General features: G+C 70.8%; 19 protein-coding genes and 1 pseudogene. 6 read left to right on the top strand and 14 right to left on the bottom strand.

The window, feature by feature from the left end:
- Positions 1-25: 25 nt before the first annotated feature.
- Together ACBJ59_RS02880 and ACBJ59_RS02885 are read right to left on the bottom strand one after the other, a co-directional pair.
- A complete protein-coding gene (locus ACBJ59_RS02880) occupies positions 26-355 on the bottom strand; it encodes a hypothetical protein (protein WP_375108589.1) in 330 nt (109 codons plus the stop codon).
- Complete coding sequence (locus tag ACBJ59_RS02885) at positions 339-1,328, bottom strand: LysR substrate-binding domain-containing protein (protein ID WP_375108863.1); 990 nt, start codon at positions 1,326-1,328, stop codon at positions 339-341. Before ACBJ59_RS02885 ends, ACBJ59_RS02880 begins: the two co-directional genes overlap by 17 nt.
- Positions 1,329-1,394: 66 nt before the next feature.
- On the opposite strand from ACBJ59_RS02885, the gene ACBJ59_RS02890 reads away from it, so the two are divergent.
- Positions 1,395-2,654 (top strand): MFS transporter, encoded by a 1,260-nt coding sequence (locus ACBJ59_RS02890; protein WP_375108590.1) that lies wholly within the window; start codon positions 1,395-1,397, stop codon positions 2,652-2,654.
- A 24-nt stretch (positions 2,655-2,678) separates the two neighbouring features.
- On the opposite strand, the gene ACBJ59_RS02895 is transcribed toward ACBJ59_RS02890, so the two are convergent.
- On the bottom strand, positions 2,679-3,590 hold the full coding sequence (locus tag ACBJ59_RS02895) for a MerR family transcriptional regulator (RefSeq protein ID WP_375108591.1): 912 nt from the start codon (positions 3,588-3,590) through the stop codon (positions 2,679-2,681).
- Positions 3,591-3,775: 185 nt separating this feature from the next.
- Between ACBJ59_RS02895 and ACBJ59_RS02900 the strand changes: the two genes are divergently transcribed.
- Together ACBJ59_RS02900 and ACBJ59_RS02905 are read left to right on the top strand one after the other, a co-directional pair.
- Positions 3,776-4,096, top strand: coding sequence for a hypothetical protein (locus ACBJ59_RS02900; protein ID WP_375108592.1), 321 nt, complete (start codon positions 3,776-3,778; stop codon positions 4,094-4,096).
- A 583-nt stretch (positions 4,097-4,679) separates the two neighbouring features.
- Positions 4,680-6,056: an RICIN domain-containing protein gene (locus tag ACBJ59_RS02905; protein WP_375108593.1), complete on the top strand. Its 1,377-nt coding sequence runs from the start codon at positions 4,680-4,682 to the stop codon at positions 6,054-6,056.
- 93 nt (positions 6,057-6,149) lie between these two features.
- Here the strand turns inward: ACBJ59_RS02905 and ACBJ59_RS02910 are convergent, their stop codons facing one another.
- The 4 genes from ACBJ59_RS02910 to ACBJ59_RS02925 all read right to left on the bottom strand — a co-directional run bounded on the left by ACBJ59_RS02910 (position 6,150) and on the right by ACBJ59_RS02925 (position 8,656).
- Complete coding sequence (locus tag ACBJ59_RS02910; protein WP_375108594.1) at positions 6,150-6,674, bottom strand: hypothetical protein; 525 nt, start codon at positions 6,672-6,674, stop codon at positions 6,150-6,152.
- On the bottom strand, positions 6,649-6,918 hold the full coding sequence (locus ACBJ59_RS02915; RefSeq protein WP_375108595.1) for a hypothetical protein: 270 nt from the start codon (positions 6,916-6,918) through the stop codon (positions 6,649-6,651). Before ACBJ59_RS02915 ends, ACBJ59_RS02910 begins: the two co-directional genes overlap by 26 nt.
- Positions 6,919-7,545: 627 nt before the next feature.
- Positions 7,546-7,962, bottom strand: coding sequence for a hypothetical protein (locus tag ACBJ59_RS02920; RefSeq protein WP_375108596.1), 417 nt, complete (start codon positions 7,960-7,962; stop codon positions 7,546-7,548).
- Positions 7,963-8,113: 151 nt separating this feature from the next.
- The gene (locus ACBJ59_RS02925; RefSeq protein WP_375108597.1) at positions 8,114-8,656 is read right to left on the bottom strand and encodes a pyridoxamine 5'-phosphate oxidase family protein; all 543 of its coding nucleotides are present in this window, start codon (positions 8,654-8,656) and stop codon (positions 8,114-8,116) included.
- 66 nt (positions 8,657-8,722) lie between these two features.
- Between ACBJ59_RS02925 and dapF the strand changes: the two genes are divergently transcribed.
- Complete coding sequence (gene dapF / locus ACBJ59_RS02930) at positions 8,723-9,697, top strand: diaminopimelate epimerase (protein WP_375108598.1); 975 nt, start codon at positions 8,723-8,725, stop codon at positions 9,695-9,697.
- 9 nt (positions 9,698-9,706) lie between these two features.
- Positions 9,707-10,009, top strand: coding sequence for a hypothetical protein (locus ACBJ59_RS02935; RefSeq protein ID WP_375108599.1), 303 nt, complete (start codon positions 9,707-9,709; stop codon positions 10,007-10,009).
- Positions 10,010-10,340: 331 nt separating this feature from the next.
- On the opposite strand, the gene ACBJ59_RS02940 is transcribed toward ACBJ59_RS02935, so the two are convergent.
- Complete coding sequence (locus ACBJ59_RS02940) at positions 10,341-11,567, bottom strand: sugar MFS transporter (protein WP_375108600.1); 1,227 nt, start codon at positions 11,565-11,567, stop codon at positions 10,341-10,343.
- An 83-nt stretch (positions 11,568-11,650) separates the two neighbouring features.
- Between ACBJ59_RS02940 and ACBJ59_RS02945 the strand changes: the two genes are divergently transcribed.
- Positions 11,651-12,673 (top strand): LacI family DNA-binding transcriptional regulator, encoded by a 1,023-nt coding sequence (locus ACBJ59_RS02945; protein WP_375108864.1) that lies wholly within the window; start codon positions 11,651-11,653, stop codon positions 12,671-12,673.
- A 323-nt stretch (positions 12,674-12,996) separates the two neighbouring features.
- Here the strand turns inward: ACBJ59_RS02945 and ACBJ59_RS02950 are convergent.
- The 6 genes and pseudogenes from ACBJ59_RS02950 to ACBJ59_RS02975 form a co-directional block, all read right to left on the bottom strand.
- Positions 12,997-13,234 (bottom strand): annotated as a pseudogene (locus tag ACBJ59_RS02950) (HU family DNA-binding protein).
- Between the two features lie 49 nt (positions 13,235-13,283).
- A complete protein-coding gene (locus ACBJ59_RS02955; protein ID WP_375108601.1) occupies positions 13,284-13,622 on the bottom strand; it encodes a hypothetical protein in 339 nt (112 codons plus the stop codon).
- Between the two features lie 243 nt (positions 13,623-13,865).
- Complete coding sequence (locus ACBJ59_RS02960; protein ID WP_375108602.1) at positions 13,866-14,837, bottom strand: CU044_5270 family protein; 972 nt, start codon at positions 14,835-14,837, stop codon at positions 13,866-13,868.
- Positions 14,834-15,433: an RNA polymerase sigma factor gene (locus ACBJ59_RS02965; RefSeq protein ID WP_375108603.1), complete on the bottom strand. Its 600-nt coding sequence runs from the start codon at positions 15,431-15,433 to the stop codon at positions 14,834-14,836. The genes ACBJ59_RS02960 and ACBJ59_RS02965 overlap by 4 nt, the downstream gene beginning before the upstream one ends.
- Before the next feature lie 720 nt (positions 15,434-16,153).
- Positions 16,154-17,116, bottom strand: a complete 963-nt coding sequence (gene bla / locus ACBJ59_RS02970) for a class A beta-lactamase (RefSeq protein WP_375108604.1) — start codon at positions 17,114-17,116, stop codon at positions 16,154-16,156.
- A 777-nt stretch (positions 17,117-17,893) separates the two neighbouring features.
- A complete protein-coding gene (locus ACBJ59_RS02975; protein ID WP_375108605.1) occupies positions 17,894-18,724 on the bottom strand; it encodes a maleylpyruvate isomerase family mycothiol-dependent enzyme in 831 nt (276 codons plus the stop codon).
- Positions 18,725-18,998: the final 274 nt, after the last annotated feature.

Consider the following 18,998-nt stretch of genomic DNA (forward strand, 5'->3'; position numbering starts at 1 on the left):
GAGCCCGTCAATGACGTGTAGAACGTCACGGGCGGCGGTCGAGCGCCTGCGCCCACTTGACGGCCACCGCCGCCACCTGGATGAGCTCGGCCCGCAGCCGGTCCGGGTCCGACTCGGCGAACGCCTCCCGCACCTCCTCCTCCAGGATGTGCCGCCAGGTCAGCGCCCCGGCCTCGGCCGCCTTGTCGGTCAGCCGCCGGGCCAGCTCCGACTCCGCCGCCATGCCCTCGCCTCCGGTGCCGTCCGGCAGCACCTGCATGCCGAACTTCGCGTCCTGGGCCGCCCGCTCGGCCGCCACCTCGCCCAGCACCCGCGCCAACGAACCCGCCACGCCCGCGTCACCGTCGTGTGTCATGATCCCCAGTCTCGCGCAGGTCATGGGACGGGGGAGCCGGGCGGGGCCGGCGGAAGGCGGGGCCGAGGTCGGTGCGGCCCGAGCAGACGTGGTCGCGGAACGAGCGGGCGGCCGGGGTCAGGCGCTCGCCGGCCGGCCAGGACACGCCCACCGTCCTGAACAGCGGTGGTGACAGCGGGATCTCCACCACGCCACCGGTGGGCGCCTGGTCGGAGCGGGGCAGGACGGCGACCCCCAGGCCCGCCGCCACCAGCCCGCGCACGGTCTCCGACTCCTGCCCCTCGAACGCGATCCGCGGCTCGAACCCCGCCGCCGCGCACAGGTCGTCGGTGATCTGCCGCAGCCCGTACCCGTGCTCCAGCGTCACCAGCTCCTCCCCCGCCAGGTCGGCCGCCCGCACCCGGGCCCTGGCCGCGAAGCGGTGGGACGGCGGGGCCGAGAGCACCAGCTCCTGCTCGGCGAGCGGGCGGCTGACCAGGTCGGGGTCGTCCAGCGGCAGCGGGGCCACGAACACCAGGTCGATCTCGCCCTCGCGCAGGGCCCGCAGCATGTCCTGGCGCGAGCCCTGCGCCAGGCTGAAGCGGACCCCCGGGTTGCGCTCGCGGAAGCCGCCGATGAGGGACGGCACGAGCGTGCGGCCGAGCAGGTGCAGGAAGCCGAGCACGATACGGCCGCTGCCCGGGTCGATCTCCTCGCGTACCTCCCGGGCGGCGGCGGTCACGGTGGCGAGCGCGCGGGTGGAGGCGGCGGCCAGGATGCGGCCCGCCCTGGTCAGGCGGATGCCGCGGCCGGACGGGAGCACCAGCGGGGCGCCGACGAGGTCCGAGAGGGCGGCCAGGCGGCGGCTGGCGGTGGGTTGCGGGATGCCGAGGAGCTCGGCGGCGCGCGTCACGTGGCCGGTCTCCCCGACGGCGGCCAGCAGCGCGAGGGCCGGGGCCAGGCGGGCGGCCAGCGCCTCGTCGGATTCATCCATCACAGTATGAATTATCGCCCATATCCGCATTGGACGTATTTATTAGCCTTGCTTAGCGTTTGGTGGGTGGTAGTTCTCGAAGCCTCCCCATTCGCCGACACGCGGCGGGTCAGTGCGGCCGTCGCGGCGGCCGGGCTGTCGTCGTTCGCCCTGCTGTACGCGCCGCAGCCCGTGCTGCCGCAGCTCGCGGCCGCGTACCGGCTGGATCCGGGCACCGCGTCGCTGGCGATCGGGGTGGCGACCGCCTCGCTCGCCGTGGCGGTGCTGCCGCTGGCGTGGGTGGCGGGGCGGGTGGGGCGGCGGCGGGTGATCGTCTGGTCGGTGGTGGTGGCGGCGGTCCTCGGGCTGCTGCTCCCGCTGGCGCCGTCCTTTCCGGTGCTGCTGGCGATGCGCGGGGTGCAGGGGGTCGCGATCGCCGGGTTCGCGGGGGTGGCGGCGGCGTACCTGGCCGACCAGGTGGGCACGGCGCGGCTGGCCGGTGCGGTGGGAGCGATGATCGCCGGGAACTCGGTCGGAGGGATGTCGGGGCGGCTCGGGGCCGGGTTCGCCGCCGAGCCGCTGGGGTGGCACGGGGCGCTGGCGACGGTCGCCGGGGTGTCGTTGTTGTGCGCGCTGTTCGCGGTGGCGACGCTGCCCCGCGCGGAGGCGGGCCCGGCGGCAGACGCGGGGGCAGGCGCAGCGGCAGGCGCGGCGGGCTGGGGTGCCGGCAGGGGGCCAGGTGCGGGGGCTCGGGTGACGGTGGGGCTGGTGGTGCCCGTTCTGGTGGGGGCGCTGGGCATGGGGGCGTTCGTGGCGCTCTACAACGCGGCCGGCTTCCGGCTGGCCGCACCGCCGCTCTCGCTCGCCCCGGCCGCCGCCTCCCTCGTCTTCCTGTCCTACGCCATGGGCACCGCCTCCTCGGCCGCCGCCGGTCGGCTGGCCGGTCGCCTGGGCCGTACGCCGGCGCTGGTCGCGGCGCTGGTCGTCACCGTGTCGGGCTCCGTGCTGACCGCCCACCCGTCGCTGCCGGTCATCGCCGTCGGCTTCGCCGTGCTGACCGCCGGGTTCTTCGCCGCGCACGCCATCGCGAACGCCTGGGTCACCGCCGCGGCGCCCCCGCCCGCCCGGGGCCGGGCCGCCGGCCTCTACACGCTCTGCTACTACCTGGGCAGCGGTGCGGGCGGCACGGCGGGGGCCGTGGTGTACGGCCACGCGGGCTGGACCTGGCTGGTGGCCATGACGTCGGCCTGGCTGCTGCTGGCCGCCCTCGCCGTCCTCCTGACGCACCGCGAGGCATCGCGAGGCGCCCTCCAGGAGGGCCGGCGGGTCAGGACGGCCGGCGGGTGACGTTCCGTCCGGCCGCATGGCGGGTCACGTGACGGAGCGCTCCAGGGAGTCGGTCAGCCAGGTGAGCGTCGCGCCGATCGTCGCCTTCTCGCCGCTGACCTCGCCGACGAGCCGCCAGTAGCGGACCACCCGCGGGTCGCGGTCCAGCTCCACGGTGGCCAGCAGTTCCCGCCGGAACTCCGGGGTGTCGCCGCTGCCCCGGACCGTGGCGTGGGCGGCCACGAACCGGTCGAGCTCGGGCCCCTCGCGCGGCGCCGCACCGGCGATCACCAGGGGCTCGGCCAGCATGACCGCCTCGCCGACGCCGGACATCAGCTCGTCCTCGTCGCGGATCACCCGCATGTTGGCGCGCGCCCGGTCCAGCAGGCTGCGGGTGAGCGCCCGGTCGCCGGCCAGGACGACCAGCTCGGCGTACGCGACCACCTGCGTCGGCGTCGGCTCCGGGGGCGGCGCGGGCGCGGCCATGGCCACGAACGAGGCGAACAGCTCGCCGGAGACGGGCGAGACCAGCTGCCGCCGCCAAAACTCCACCAGCACGTCATGGGCGGCCGGGCCGCGCTCCACGGCGGCCAGCAGCTCCAGCCTGGCCGCCCGCTCGGCGGGGCCGGCCTCCTCGATCGCCCGCAGCGAGGCCCGCCGCCAGGCCAGGTTCGCGAGCTGGACGTCGAGGGCGGCCCGCTCGGCGGAGACGGCGTCGGCCACGGTGCACTCGCCGGCGAGCACGCGTGCTATCGCGGCCAGCCCGAGGTCGAGCCCGCGCAGCCGCCTGACCAGGCCGAGCCGCTCCACGGCGGCCCGGTCGAACCTGCGGTGGCCGCCGGCGCTGCGCACCGACGCGATGATGCCCTCGTCGCAGTAGAAGCGGATGGTCCGCACCGGTACGCCGGTCAGCCGGGCCAGGTCGCCGATCCCGAGCGTCTCGTCGCGTAACGGCACTTGCACCTCCACCTCCACGGGAACCGGATGTCTCCATGACACCGATACCTTCGTCGGCCGGAAAGGCCCTTCCCTGTACATGCTGCCCGCTCCCGGCGAGAGCCGGGGCGCTCGCACGCTCCGGCCCTCGACAGGGCTCTTCCGCGACAACCACGACGGGCGCAGTCCCCATCATGGAGCGCACCGTGCGAGTCCGCGTCCACCCGGGCAGCGCGATCACCGAGGGCCGGCGCGCCACCCTGGTCGCGGTGCTCGACCACTCCCCCGAGGAACGGGTGCGCGTCTCGGCGTTCACCCCCTCGATCGGCCACGCGGACCCGACCGGGTGGCTGGAGGCCCGGCTCGCCGAGCGGCCCCGTGGCGCGTTCCCGCGGGCCAGCCTGGACGCGGTCCGGCGGAGCTCTCGCAGCCGATCCAGGGGCAGGCTCAACCTGACCTCGAAACGCAGACCAGCGAGGAGGAGTGGTCATGACCGAGCTGACCTCCGCCGGCTTCGCCGAGGGTGACCGGGACGGGATCATCGAGCCGTACACCCGGTCATGGCGCACATCGCGGACATCGTCCATCACCGCACCGCCGACGGCGCGTGGCACCCGTACGCCGAGCACGGCGACACCCCCGAGCCCGCTGCGGAGGCGCGCTCGATCCTCGACCTGCTCCAAGCGCCGAGCCGGCCGAGCTCGCCGGAGGCTGGAGGACCAGCGCCGTACGAAGCTCCGCCCGATCGCCCGGGCCGCACAGGCCGCACAGTCAGGCAACCCCAGACGTCGTCTGACCGTGCGGTCCCCCTCAGCCTCCATGCTTGTCGCTCGGGGATCCTCATCAAAAGATCTAAATGTGAAATGCGAAGGCAAGCCCCTTCGCCCGATTAGTTCCGCGCTTCCCATTGCAATCAAGCATGTGCTTGGCAAATTGGCAAGAGTTTCCTCCTCGTGGACGAGGTCTCATGGATGGCCACATTCGGACGTTGACGGCCGCGTTGCCGAAGCAGACGATCCAGAAGGCTCCCAGACATAACACGGCCAGATCGGGCCGGAAGGGGGCCGGCGGAACAAGAAAGTTCCGTTTCGAGCGGAGGAGGGCGCCATCATGGAGGTCGGTTATAGCTACCGGCTCAAGAACAAGCGCAGCGGCCTGTATTTGACCAGCTGCGACTTCTCCCCCGACAGCTTCGCCACCCAGTGGAAGCTCGAGAGCACGGGTAACGCGCGGCTCTCCCAGACCTGGCACCTTTTGGCCCTGGACAACCAAGAGTATCTGATCTTCCAGAAACTGGGAGGCAACCTTCTCACCCCCAACGACTACTCCAGCAGCAACGCACGAGTAAACCTGTTTCCTCTGCAGAACACCGAGGACCAGCGGATACGCAACAGCCAAATCTGGAGAATCACCCCTGCGGACAACGGCTACCACACCATCAGCAACAAAAACGGCGGGCTGCTCCTGACCCCCAACAACTTCAACACCGACCAAGACCGCATCAACACCTGGTATCCCGAGGACGGCCAATACGCCGATTCGCAACAATGGGCTCTGGAACGGGCTGACACCTATCCCCAGATTGCCACCGCCACAATCGGAGCGACCGGCAACCAGCCGAGCGACATCATCCGGCTCACCGGCTACGCGCCCACTCCCCAAGACACCACCAACGAGATACTGATCGGGCAGACCATCCTGCCCGCCCCGCTGGTTTCCGACCCGTCACTGGACAAGACACGGCAGGCCCAGACCAGCCCTTACTACCTGCTCAAGCGGTACGGCTTTTACAAGCGGGTCTACTACTACGAGCACGGCGGTGGGGTGCGCCAGCTAAGGTCCGAGGAAGTCACGGTCGGCATGACCACCACCAACGCCTTGGAGGTGGAAAACACCACCACCATCTCGATGACCCATGAGTCCGGCATGGAAGCCGACGGGTTCACCGCCTCCATGAGCATCACCATCAGCAACGAGCTACGCGTCATGGTCTCCAGGTCGACCACGGAGGAAAACCGCCGCACGGTCAAGGTGGAGCGCGAATACTTCGCCGACGGCAAACGCATCGCCCAGGCGGTGTGGTTCCGCGGCGACCGCTACGTCCTGCACCGTACCGACGGCTCTCAGGTCTTGGCGTGGGAAACCCTGAACGATCAGAATGCCATCAACGATGCCTACCCGCGGGTCGCGGTCCCCACCAACGCACTCACCAGCTCCACGTCCGCCCTCGCCCGCGGAACAGATTTCACCCTGCAGTACTCCACCGTGCCCGAAACCGTCAGCGCCAAGAACTGGATCGGCCTCTACCCCGCCAGCAAGAAACCCGGAGACGGAGAGGCCATCGTCTGGAAGTACGCCCCCGACGCCAGCGGCCTCATCACCCTGGCCACGACCGCCGTGCCCGGTCCCGGAACCTACGCGGCCTGGTACTGCCACAACGACGGCTACACCGTCCTGGAGGGCCCGCTCACCGTCACCGTGAACTGACCCGCGACGGTTGCGAACGGGACGCCCACGCGGCAACGGCGCTCTCTGCGGATGAGGCCCGCAGAGAGCGTCGCCGGGTCAGGCGACGGCTCATCAAAGTGATCGCTGATCAGGAGATTCGCACCTCGGATGCAGCACCACAAAGCCGGCCTGCCCGGGAAGCCGGGACACGATCACGAGGGCGAGGCCCAGGAAGTCGCGATCCCAGTACACCGGGACGCCGCCGCAGGCGCTGTCGGCCAGACCGAGGTGAACTCCGTAGGGCGGAACGGTCAGGCCGGAGTTGCCGACCAGGCCGAGGACGGCGTAGTGGCCGGCGTTCAGACCGGCCCCGTTGGCAACCGGCAGGATGTGCGGGCCGCGCCCGGCGAACACCACCCGATGGGTGCACACCGCCGCGGTGCAGCCGATGTCGAGCCAGCCGTGGCTGCCGTCCTGGTGACCCTTCTGGATGCTGCGGACGGCGGCGATGCACAGGTTGTGGTCGTCCACGGTGGCCGGGTCGACGCGCCGTCCCGTGTAGTGGATCTTGGCTACGCGCGTCCGGGAAATCCGATCGTACGTGCCGCGCGGCGCTCGGGCCCGCCAGGCCTCACGGTCGATGAGGTCGATGCCCACAGGCCCTTTCGAACAGCAGGCGTCCGAGTCGCTGCACGGGAATCTCCTCGCCGACCGCGCCACGGCGCACACGGGCCGAAGAGGCGATGACCGCGTCAGGGATGCGTGCTAGAAGCTGCTCCAGTTCAGCCTGCGGAGGCAGGCGCAGGGGCGTCGCCGCCTCGCTGCCGTCAGGCGCTCTTACAACGACCTGGTAGCCGCCGTGCTCACCACTGATCTCCACGTGGAAGTCGAGAACGGTCATCGCCGACCCTCCTGCTGCCCTTAGGGGATCACGGTCACTCACTCCGAACTAGGCGTTTGGTCGTCATGTTCGGGTGTCGACAGTCTGTCTGGCAAGCAGGATTCGCTCCAGGCCCCATTCGGATGTACCGCGCCGGAAGCGTTGCCCATGCGTCGAAACGTCATCCACGCAGGTCACGCACAACACGACGCGAGGTTACGTCCCGTCGGGTGGTGTAGATCCGTCCTCGAACGGCGCGTCGCCTTCAACTACGGAGGGCATAACGCGCACCCTGCGGACCGCCGTTTGGAGCTCCGTCTCGCTGATGTCCGCCGCCGGCGCCGCCGGTTCGGTCCACAAGGTCGACACTCACGGCTCCATCACCCTGACCTCCGCGATCGGCCTGGTCGGGCACGTGTTCGCCAAGGCGCCCAAGGGCTTGGGTACGGCAAGACCGTCGCCGAGCTCACCGACCAGGTGCCGCCGGCCCTGACCGCCTCCATGAGCCTGCTCAACTGGGCGTCGGCTTGCGAGCCCAAAAAGTCGGCCCACGTGCTGGATACTCGCGCAGGTGCCGGATTGGGGCCTTCCTGCTTGAGGATCTCCCAGACCGTAGACGGCGCGACCTTGATGCCGAGCGTGGCGAGTTCACCGTGCACTCGCCGATATCCCCAGCCGGCGTTCTCCCGAACCAGGCACAGGAAGAGAGCGCGGATGGAGCGGACCGCGGGCCGGGCGGCCAGGCCGCTTCGGCCGGCAGGTACGGGCATGGCGCCGTTTCATCAAGTCGCGGTGCCATCGCAGGACGGTGTCCGGGCGGACGAGGAGCCGTAGCCGGCGCAGGAACTCGCGGGACAGCGAGGTCAGGAGAGCGGCAAGAAACGCCCGGTCCTCAGGCGCGAATCTCACCTTGATGCCGGCGCCGAGTTGGCGTTCAAGGACGGTGATCTGGTGGCGCACGGCAAGTATCTCCACGTCCTCGTCCCGTTCGCCCATGGGCAGCAACCGCAGCACGGCGAACGTGTTCGTGTTCGTGACGGTGAGGTAGGCCAGGCGAAGGAACACGGCTGATCATCCTGCCGTACGCGTTCCGTCTTCTGGGCGGCCGGAGCTCGCGCCGCCACGCGAAGCCCTCACATGGCCATGAGCTGGGCGGATGCAATTTTCGGCAGGCGCAGGGTCAAACCCGCGCTGGACAGGTATACGCTGCGCCTGCTCACCAGGCAAGACGCACGCTGCCCGCTCCGCGGAGACCACCTGCTGACCGCTGAACAGCCACCCGAGTCCCCCGACCAATGGACCCGCTGATGGCAGCACATCGCCCGGCGCGCGATAGCAGCCGACTATCTCGTGCACCACGGGCGAATCTGAATCCGCCCTTCGGAGCTTGCTTGAGCCGTGTGCCGCGAGGAGTGGCACGCACGGTTCTGAGGGGGCCTCGGTGCAGCAATGCACTGGGGCTACCCGGCGAGTGGGGCCATGATGAGGAGTCGTGCACCTGGGCGATCTTGCTGGACCGGAGACACAGTTCGACGGCGTGGCGGACCAAGCCCTGCCCGTCACGCACGTTCGCCGGAACCACGGCCTCCGGCACCGTCACGTGGGAGCTGAGGATCGTACCGGGATTGGAGCGGATGACGATCTGCCCGTCCACGACGAGATGGTTCACCGGCCGGACTGCGGGCAGCGCCTGGCGGGTGGAGACGATCCGGCCGAATGGCACCCTGGCCAGCAGGCACAGCGCCTCGGGCTCGAGCATCTCCACGGACTAAGCTGGCTGGTGAACCCACAGCAAGGACCGCCAATGCCTCGCCTCAATGTCGCTATGACCCACGGCTCCAGGAACGTCATCCTGGTCGCCGACGGCGCCCCCGACGACCACTTCACCGCCGCCGACCTGCCCCGCGCGGTGCGGCGGCTGTGCGCGTGGAAGGGCGGCAGCGACGGCATCTACTTCGTCAGGGACGCCGCCGACGGCACCGCGGACGCCTGGTTCTTCAACCCGGACGGCTCGCCCGCCCTGCTGTGCGGCAACGGCATGCGCGCCGCCGGCCGCCTCGTGCTCGATCGGCACCAGGTCGACGAGACGGTCCTGCGTACCGGCCCCTACTCCTTCACCGTCCGCGCCGCCGGGAGCACCGCCCAGGGCGTGCGGCAGGTCGCCGTCGAGTTGCCCGCAGTCGACTTCACCCCCCGCGACCCGATCGTGGCGGGCGTCGCATGGCCGTACGTCGACCAGGCAAACCCCGCCTACAGCTCCCGGCGCACCGTCACGGCCCTCGCCGTGCCGAACAGTCACCTGATCACCCTCGTGGACCGCTACGACGAGGACGAGCTGGTCACCACCGGCAGCCGCGTCGCCGGTGACAGCGCCGCCTTCCCCCTCGGCGCCAATGTCTCGTTCGTCCAGCGCCTCGGCGAGGACGAGGTCTTCATCCGCACCTTCGAGCGCGGCGCCGGACTGACGGAGTCGTGCGGCTCCGGCGTCTCCGCCTCCCGCGCCACCCTCTCCCGCCTCGGCCTGGCCGACCCCGGCACGCGTGTGCTGGTCCGCAACCCGGGCGGCCCCTGCCGCAGCTGGCTCCAGCGGACCGGCGACGCGTGGCAGCCGGTCCTCGAGGGCAACGCCACCGTCATGCTGCGCGCCGAGGTCGGCACCGCCGATGTCCTCGGCGACGCCCCGCTCGACGTCGCCGTCGAAGCCTTCGGGGACGAGACGGAAGCCTTCGACGCCCTCTTCCAGGACAACCTTAAGGCCCTCCGCGCCGCCGGAATCGATCCTGCCGTCGCCACTGTCTAAGCTTCCGCCGTGAACGACACCGAACATGGCATACGGATCAGACCGGGCACCCTGGCCGACGCCTCGGTCATGCTGGACATGCTCGACGCTGCGGTGGTCTGGATGAACGACCGAGGCAATACCGAGCAATGGGGCACGACACCGTATTCGCAGAAGCCCGGCGCGAAGGCGAAGATCGAGGGGCTCATGGCCGACAGCGCCCCCTACATCGCCGAGCTGGCAGGAGCACCCGTCGGAGCGATGGTGCTGGACCCCGGCCCCAGATGCCCATCGCACCGGCCGGGGAGCCCGAGCGGTACGTCCGGCTGCTGATCTCCGACCGGCGCTACGCCGGCCGGGGCATCGGGGCGACGCTCCTGGCCCACGCCGCGGACGAGACCCGGCAGGCCCGCCGTGGAGCTGCTGCGGGTCGACTGCTGGGCAGGCGGCGGGGGCCGGCCGGTCGCGTTCTCCGAAGGCAACGGCTCCACCCCCACCCGAGCGCTTCCCGTACGGGACAGGTCCTGGCCCGCCGGGTCGCCTGACGTCGAGAGCGCACGCCGGCGACTCACCGGGGCGTGCTCACTGCTCGGGCGGCTTGCGGTAGGTGGCCGCTTGTCTCCCTTGCCGGGTAGGCCGACCTCGCCCGCGACGAGCTGTCCCGTTACGCGCGCGGCCTGCCCGTCGCTCCTGCTTCGGCGGTGCCGCGCCATGCGGGAGAGGGGACGACGGCTCTGAGCGCGGGCCACGCCAGCAGCGCCAAGGCCGCGGCGAGTGCCGCCACGGCCAGCATGGCGCCCGGCAGCCCGGTCGCCTGCGCCCAGTGCCCCACATATACCGGCCCGGCGAGGTAGCCGAGATAGGCCAAGGTGGACACGACCGAGGTGGCGGCACCGCGAGCAGCGGGGACGTTGGCGGTGACCAGGCCGAGCACGGTGGGGAAGACCACGGCGGTGCCGACGGCGGCCAGGGCCAGCCCGAGCAGAGCCAGAGGGAGAGACGCGGTGAGGGCGAGCAGGGACGTCCCCGCCGCGGAGATCACCGCGCCGGTGGTGAGGACGATCCAGGCGCGACGGGTCTTCACCGCGCTGATCGCGAAGCGGGTGAGCGAGGCGGCAAGTGCGAAGACCGCGGGCCCAGCGCCGACCAGCGCGGGTCCGGCGTGCACGGTATCGGCGAGGTAGACGGCGCTCCAGCTCTGGTGAGCGTTCTCCACTGCGAATCCGAGCGCACCGAGTCCGCCCGCGACAAGCAGGAGCGGCAGATGAGCGCGCAGACCCGGCCGGCTGTGCGCGGTTGAGGTGCGGGCGTGATCATGACGGCCGGAATCAGCCTGCGTGCGACCGCCGGTGACGATGGCGACGCTCACAGCACAGGCGGCGAGCATGACCAGCAAGTACGGCACGACCACGGGCAGGCCGGCGGCGTTCAGCAGGCCGGTGACGAGGCTCGCCGTGACCACGGCCAAGGAGAAGAAGCCGTGCCCCCTGGCGATGACCGGACGGCCGTTGGCCCGTTCGACGGAGCCGGCCGCCGCGTTGATCGTCACGTCCGCAGCGCCGGACGACGCGCCGAGCACCGCCAGTCCCACGGATAACGCAGGCAGGTCGCGAGCGGTGACGGCCACGGCGATGCCGGCGATGCCGAGCGACGTGAGCGTGATCGCCGTGACGCGATGCCCCCACCGGTCCACGGCCCTGCCCGCGAGAGGCATTGCGGGCAGGGCGCCGGCGGCGACGAACAGCAGCGCCGTGCCGAGCTGGCCATCGGTCAGCCCGGCCTGGTCGCGAATGGCGGGCACGGACGCGCCCCACACGCCCCAGAACGCGCCGAAGACAGTGAATCCCGCGTACGCCACCCAGGCTCGGATGTGACCATGATCGGTGTCCATTTGTGTATCGGTACACATGCGGTGTAACGATACACAAGATAGGGTGAGGCATGGCCAAAGACCCTTCTCGGCCCCGGCCGACCATGGCGGAGGTGGCCCGCGCGGCGAAGGTCTCAGTGATGACCGTTTCCTATACCTACGCCCAGCCTGATCGCGTCTCCGAACGCACCCAGGCCAGGGTCCGCGAGGCCGCCGCCCGATTGGGATACCCCGGCCCTCATCCGGGGGCCCGCTCGCTGCGCCGGGGACGGACCGGCAGCCTCGGGGTGGTGCTCGGCGAGCACCTCACCTACGCCTTCGAGGATCCCCAGGCCATCCGGTTCCTGGCCGGCGTCGCCGAAGTCTGCGCCAGTCACGGCCTAGGGCTCACGATCGTGCCCATCACCGGGGCGCCCTCCGACACCGACCGGGTCGCCGAGGCCGCGGTGGACGGTTTCGTCGTCTGGACGACCAGCGACGACGACCCCGTGCTGCCAGCGGTGGCCGCCACCGGTCTCCCCGCCGTCGTGCACGGCGGACCACACCACCGGGACGTGCCGATCGTGGCCATCGACGACCGTGCCGCGGCCCGCGCCGTCGCCGCCGAGGCCCTCGCCGGCGCCCGGCGGCCGATGGTGCTCAGTTTCCCGCTCGATCGCGCCCGGACGCCGGGGGTCCGCAACGGGCTGGATCCGGCCGAGGCCACTTTCCGCGTGACCCGTGAGCGCCTGCGCGGAGTCCGTGACGCCTGGGAGGCGACCGGCGGCCGATGGCCGCAGGTGCGGGTCGCGGTGTGCGCACGCAACAGCGCGTGCGAGGCCGATTCCCTGGCCACGGCGTTCCTGAAGGGGTCGGACGCGCCGGACGCTGTCATGGCCATGAGCGACGAACTCGCTCTGGGCCTGATGCGAGCGGCCGCCCGTGCCGGTCTCGCGGTCCCCGGCGACCTCGCCGTCACCGGCTGGGACGACACCGACGCGGCCGCCGCCGCCGGGCTGACGACCGTCGCGCAGAACCTGCGCGCCCAGGGAGCCCGCTGCGCGCAGCTGGTCCTAGGCGAGGAAGCGGCGGCTGAGACCGGTCCGATCGAGTGGCGCCTGGTCCTGCGCGACTCCACCCGGCGATGACCCACGGTCAAGCGCGCACTCCGGGCAGGGGACCTGGCCTGACCGGGTCCGGCTTCCTCGGGCGGCTGCATAGCGCCAAATCCAGTCCGATCCTCCCCGAAGGCGCGGCTCCTGGACGAGGAAGACGACCCCTTGGCGGCCTGGCAGGAGGCCATGGCCGAGTCGGGTGAATCCTCCCCCGCTGCCGGGAACCGGCGACTGCCCCGACCGAAACGCGCAGCTGCAGGGAGAAGCCGTCACGCGGGCTGACCTGCGACGATCACTCCACCTTGGGGTTGGGGCCACGTTCGGTGAGGAGAAGGCCGGTCCCCGGGGCGGTGGGGCTACGTTCTCACGGCGTCCTTGAGGCTCTTGCCCGCGGTGAAGCCGGGCACCATGGCCGCGAGGATCTTGATCGCCTCACCGGTCTGGGGTTGCGGCCGTGCGCTCGGCGCGGTTCTTGACCGAGAAGGTGCCGAAGCCGATCAGGACGACGTCGTCGCCATGGCTGAGAGCGGGGGTGATCGTATCGAGGGAACACGACGTGACCAGCGCCAGAGCCGGCGGCGCCAGGATCTCCATGCCGTTCTCAGGCCCCCGTAACCTCCCGCGAACCGCACCCGCATCCTGATCACTTAGGCCCTTTACCGCCGCCCTTGCCCGGCGAGCGAAGCTTGTGCCCGTCTTTGGCCTTGCCCGTCTTACTGGTGATCTTCTTGGCCTGGCCCGGCGGCACGGATTCCGCTGCGGCGGTGCGGGCGGGTGGTTCGGCGTGGTGCCGGTTGGCCGGCGTGCCGCGTTTGATGGCCGCGGGCTCCGCCTGCAGGAGTGCGGTCGATGGTGGCGGGGCCGACGCGGTGGGCGTGGCGGTGAGGATGGCGGCGGGTATCCGCCGCTCCACGGCGGGCGCGCCGGCCAGCCGGCTTGGCCAGGAGGTGGCTGCCAGCACGGCGGCGACCAAGACGGTCACCGCCGCTGCCGGCCGCGGGTGCGTGGTCCATCGCCGGCGCCCGGCCGGATGAGCGGCCGGCCGCTCATCCGGCCGCATCCGGGCGGGAGCCTTGCAGGCGGCAGCCGACGTGAGGCTGCCCGCGGGATCGGAGCGGGTCGGGTGGCACGGCGACAGTGCCCCTGCGGGCCCGGCCGCTACCGACGCGGGCGCCGCCGCCATGGCACCGGTGACCGGTCGCTCTCCCGCTGGACCCGGACACCGTCACTGGCGACGCCCTGGCTCCTCGACCACGGCGGAGTCGAGGAGTGCCTGGCGCTTGTCTCCCAAATATCGATAGGTTCGCGAGTCGAGCACGATCAGTTGGTTGCCGAAGACCACCCCGATGCCGTGCCGCCCGGCGTAGTCGGTGGCGTCCTGGACCCGCACCCCAGGGATCTTCGCAAGTGCCCGGTAGAGCGCGGCGTTCGTCTTGGCCGGGATGAGTTGGTTCTCCCGGAAGAGCATGGCGATCACGCCGAAGGTGGTCACGTCCCGGCCCTTGTCGCGGTAGTCCTTCCTGATCCGCGCGAGCAGGGAGTCCGGGTCGATGGGCAGGCCGGCCACGTAGTCGTAGAGCTTGTTCGGCGTACGGTTCACGACGCCCGGGCCACCGATGGCACCCCCGTTGAACCGCGGGTCAGGGTGGCGGGGTTGCTCGCCCGGGCCGAGAATGCGGCTTCTTCGAAGCTTGCCGCCCTGGACGGACGTCGCCTTCTCCTTGCCGTCGAACTTCCACCACTCCTCAACCGTGACCTTCCCTCGCACCTCCGCCGACCGTCCGCCCGAATCGTCGGGCTTGAGGGCGAAGTCGGTCAGCTGGCGCGTGTAGACCCACTGGTCGCGGGCCGGCCGAGGGGGCGTGCTCTGCCGCTCGACAGCGGCGGCCGCCAGTTCGAGGGTCCCCAGGGTCACGTCTGGAGTGGATCGCGGCGTCCCGCCGGAGGCCGCGGCATGCGGATCGTCTCGCGGCGGGTCCTCGAGCAGCCCGGCGTACCCGGTCGCGACGACGATCACGGCGGCTCCTGCCGCCACCAGGCCGGTGATTGCCGCACGTCGCCCGATCGGGCGGCGCCGCGCCGGGACGGAGTCGAACTCGTCCCGCAGACGGGCCAGCGCCCGTGCCTTGGCCATGGGATCGTCCGGCGGCACCGCGGGCCGGAATCGGCGAATCAGGGCGATTTCCTCCTCGTTCATGCGTCCACCTCCGGGAGTCGCATTGGGTTGGTGTCGCCGAGGCTTCGGCGCAGCTTCCGGCGGATGCGGTACAGCCGCGATCCGACCGTGCCCGGCGGCACGTCCAGCGCCTGCGCGGCCTCCTCGTATGTGAGATCAGCCCAGGCGATCAGGAGCAGCAGGTCGCGTTCGGCGGCCGACAGCCGCGCAAGCGCCGAAGCGATGCGTGGGGCCAGCCGCTGGGCGGTCAGCCGCTCGTCGCTGGCCTGGTCGAACGATTCACCGGCAGCCTGGGCGTCCGCCCGCGCGAGAAGCCGGCGGTGGCGGCGTTCAACCCGCCAGTGCTGCCGGATGAGGTTGGTCGCGATGCCGTACAGCCACGGCCGGGCGTCGTTCCTGGTCTGGTCGTAGCGTTGCCGGCCGCGGAAGGCGACGGCGAAGGTCTCCGCGCCGACGTCCTCGGCGGACTCGGGCCCCAAGCGCTGGGCGATGTAGCGGTAAATCTCGTCCCAGTGCCGCTGGAAGATCTCGGCGAACCTCTCCGGCTCGCCGCGGGAGGCGCCGATCACCTCGCCGTCGGTCCTTCCTCCGACATCCGGAGGTCTTGTGATCGCCACCAGGCTTGTCTCCTCTGAAGCGCCGCATCGGTTCATCTGGTACTTGGCGCGACGCCCGCCGCCTATTCCCTCTTTTTCTAACGCTCCCGCCCGACCCCGCGAGGATTGCGAACCTGGTTCGCCATCAATCAACGCGCGTGTTGCCCGCGTTCGGGCAAAGGCCGATTGGACCGAATCGGGACCGAGACACTCCACATCGACATCACCAGATATCTCTACTGCCCGTTCACAGGCTGGCCGGTGGCCTGAACGACCTGGCGTGTCGGCCTAGGAGGCGACGCGGCCGATCACTCCCCTGCCGACTCGGGCAAATGAGCGATGCGTCGATGGCCGCCCGCGGATGCTGGAGAGTACCCGTCCCGGACGGGTAGGGCAGGAGCGCCGCGTGCGGTGGTCCCCGCGATGTTGCCCCCTTGGTGGCGAGCCCGACCTCTTCGCGCCGATCGCTTTTGCCGACCGTCTCTTCGTTGGCCCGGAGGGCAACACCTCTAGCGCCTGCATCCACATCGCGGTCGTGCTGGACGAGCGCGGCGTTGCTCCGTCACGCCTCCCCGGATACCTCGATCCGATCCCCAACAGGCAGCGGCCTCCACGCAATCCTCGGTCGCGCCGAACTCGCCGAGGGGCGCCTCGGTACCGTCATCCCGCCATGCGCACGTGAGGCCGAGGACGTTGAACCGCGTGGCCTGGTTGCCCTCGTGTCCGGCTCGGTTCAGGTGGTCAGGGCAGCTTGCCCAGGGCCTTGGCGGCGATCGTGGCCGCGTTCGCGATGACCTTGTTGTCGTACGTCGCGTCGGCCGCCTTGCGGTTCGTGTAGACGGCGATGACCAGCGGCTTGGCGTGCGGCGTCGGCCAGGCGACCGCGATGTCGTTGGCCGTGCCGTAATTGAAGCCGCTGCCGGTCCTGTCACCGACGGTCCAGGTCTTCGGCAGACCGGCGCGGATGCGGTCGTCGCCGGTGGTGTTGCGGCGCAGCCAGTCGTTGAGCCGGGCCCGGTCCTTGGCGTGCAGGGCCGTGCCGACGGCCAGCTGGGTCAGGTCGCGGCCCACATCGGCGGGGGTGGTGGTGTCCCGTTTCTCATTGGAGTTCCAGTAGTTGAGATCGGTCTCGATGCGGTCCAGGCGGGTGATGCGGTCGCCGAGGGACCGGGCGAACCGGGTCACCCCGGCAGGCCCGCCGATCTGCTTGAGCAGCATGTTGCCGGCGGTGTTGTCGCTGTACCTGAGCGCCGCGTCGCACAGCTCGGCGACCGTCATGCCGTCCTTGAGGTGCTTGCCGGTGATCGGCGAGCCGTCCACGACCTCGCTCGCCTTCCAGTAGATCACCCGGTTGAGCAGCTTCGGGTCGGACTGGCGAGCCTTGCGCAGCACCGCTGAGGCGGCCAGGGCCTTGAACGTGGATAGCAGGGGGAACCGCTCATCCGATCGGTACGCGAACGTCCGGCCGGTGCCGGTGTCGTAGGCGTACACCCCGATCCGGCCCTGGTAACCGGCCTCCAGGCGGCGCAGCTCGCGCTGGGCAGCGGTCGGGGAGTGCTCCGGCATCCCAGCGACGGATGCGCTGGCCGCCACGCCGGCCGACGCCGACGCCGACGCGGTGCCGGTGCCGGCCCCCAGGACGGCCAGGACCAGCCCGGTGACCCGCAACGCCGCGCCGGGACGGGAATGACAAAGGTGACGCATCAATGATCCTCGCTCTTGACCGGTGTCGGAGAGGCGAGCAAAGCAGCGTCGTCTTTCGAGTGTCAAATATAGATATCAGTCATTAATATATGTAATTTCGGATATCAGTGCAGGTGGAATCGCCAGGCTGTTCAGTTCCTGCACCACCGCTGCATCGGAGTCCACGTTCACGACCTCGCCGGGCGAACTGCCGCCTTGGCCAACAGCGGCTGAGCTACCAAGCCACGCGCAGGTGAGCCTCCGATCGAGATCCCAGGCCCAGCGGGCCCTGCAGAGGATGACACCCGCACTGGTGCCTGCCGTCGGGCCGGCAGCACGGAGGGGTACGGCCCGCGCGGCGGGCGTAAAGGAATTCCTCGGCGAGCGCGGCGACCCGTCCGCCGAGCCCGGCCGCGCCGGCAGTGGCCGCCTACCCCATGGTCCAGGAGCGCGGACCAACACGCTCAAGCACGCCCGGGGCGTCGGAGGCCGAGGTGACCGTCGGCTGCGGGCCGCGTGAGGTGACCGACGATGGTCCGGGATGTGGCGAGATCGTCGAACGGCACGGCCTGGCCTGGCCGGCATGCGGGAACGGGTGCATGCACTCGGCCGGCGCGTCACCGTCGGCCCGCCGCCGGGCGGCTTCTCGGTGCGGGCGCGCAGGCTCGTCTGCATAGGGTCGAGGGCACCGGGGGCCGCCCCGCGAGACCGCCGACGCCGACGTCCTCGGCCGGATGACGGCGGTCGTGGAGGAGTTCCTGGACGGCATCGGTCACGAGCGTCAGCCCCCGCGAAACCCTACGCGACGACCGCCAGCAGCGTGGTCGCCGCCGCGGCGAGCGCCGGGTCTCCCTTCAGGTCTGCGCGCTCGCGGGCTTCCACGACGGTGATGCCCCTGGTGGCGAGCCGCCAGAAGGTGTCCTGGTCCATCGTGACCAGCGCGGCGGGGTCCTCGTCCGCCGGGGACATCACCCATCGGCCCGCGCGCCTGACCGCGGACCACCGCGCACCGGCAGGGCCGATCACCTCCAGCGTGACCGCCGTGCCCTCCGGGTGCTCTTGCTCTCTGAGCGCGTACGGCAGCGCCCGGGCGAAGACATCCAGGACCGGCCCCATCAGCTCAGGGCCGTCGGCTCCGGGGACGGAGACGGCGTCGCGCACCTGCTGCTGATGCACCCAGAACTCGGTGTACTCGCGAGCGATGTCCAGCCACGCCGGGCTGTCGACGTCGGTCGAGGCCCAGGACACGTTGAGGAGGGCGGGTGCCTCCAGGTCGTGGGAGACCCACACGGCGTCGAGCTGACGGCCCAGGTGGTCCAGCAGGTCCATCATCACCTGCGGGCTGAGCTGGCGTGTCGCTCGGACGAACTCGTCGTTGACGCGCGCCAGATAGGCGGGCAACGTCTCGTCGGCGGCAAACACGGCACCGCCGTACCCGTCGCGACTGCCGGAGAGCCGCCGCATGTAATCGTTCAGCACGTGGCCGACGACGTCGTGGACATCCCAGCCGGGGCAGACCGTCGGTTTCATCCAGTCAGCCGGCCCCAGCGACCCGAGCAGGTCGAGCATGGCTTCCCGCTCGCGCGGGAACAGGGGACGGATGTCGATGACCGGGCCGAAGATCGTCATATTCCGACAGTATCGTCTCAGGCACAGCCAGATCGGCGCGGGCTGCGGCAGTTCGGTACCCGCCGCCCTGCACGCGGAACATAACCGAGCGAGACGGTCTTGGTCCGCTATTGGTGCGAACAGGGCTGCCACGAGGGAGTTCAAGGAACTCGCGGCACGGACCTATGGCGGCAGGACAGTGACACGCGCAACTCAGGTGCCCCTCCATGACTGCGGACGCCAGGTTCGGGCTCAAGACGCCTCTCGCCAGTGCGGGTTCGCCTGGCGCTTCGGG

This window comes from Nonomuraea sp. MTCD27 (genome assembly GCF_041950495.1).
Classification (GTDB): Bacteria; Actinomycetota; Actinomycetes; order Streptosporangiales; family Streptosporangiaceae; genus Nonomuraea.

Coding starts and splice junctions, on each gene's coding strand:
- ACBJ59_RS02925 (WP_375108597.1), bottom strand. CDS start 8,656: ATGCTCGAGCCCGAGGCGCTGTGCCTGCTGGCCAGGGTGCCATTCGGC.
- ACBJ59_RS02880 (WP_375108589.1), bottom strand. CDS start 355: ATGACACACGACGGTGACGCGGGCGTGGCGGGTTCGTTGGCGCGGGTG.
- dapF (WP_375108598.1), top strand. CDS start 8,723: ATGACCCACGGCTCCAGGAACGTCATCCTGGTCGCCGACGGCGCCCCC.
- ACBJ59_RS02915 (WP_375108595.1), bottom strand. CDS start 6,918: ATGACCGTTCTCGACTTCCACGTGGAGATCAGTGGTGAGCACGGCGGC.
- ACBJ59_RS02905 (WP_375108593.1), top strand. CDS start 4,680: ATGGAGGTCGGTTATAGCTACCGGCTCAAGAACAAGCGCAGCGGCCTG.
- ACBJ59_RS02940 (WP_375108600.1), bottom strand. CDS start 11,567: ATGGACACCGATCATGGTCACATCCGAGCCTGGGTGGCGTACGCGGGA.
- ACBJ59_RS02945 (WP_375108864.1), top strand. CDS start 11,651: ATGGCGGAGGTGGCCCGCGCGGCGAAGGTCTCAGTGATGACCGTTTCC.
- ACBJ59_RS02885 (WP_375108863.1), bottom strand. CDS start 1,328: ATGGATGAATCCGACGAGGCGCTGGCCGCCCGCCTGGCCCCGGCCCTC.
- ACBJ59_RS02975 (WP_375108605.1), bottom strand. CDS start 18,724: ATGACGATCTTCGGCCCGGTCATCGACATCCGTCCCCTGTTCCCGCGC.
- ACBJ59_RS02960 (WP_375108602.1), bottom strand. CDS start 14,837: ATGAACGAGGAGGAAATCGCCCTGATTCGCCGATTCCGGCCCGCGGTG.
- bla (WP_375108604.1), bottom strand. CDS start 17,116: ATGCGTCACCTTTGTCATTCCCGTCCCGGCGCGGCGTTGCGGGTCACC.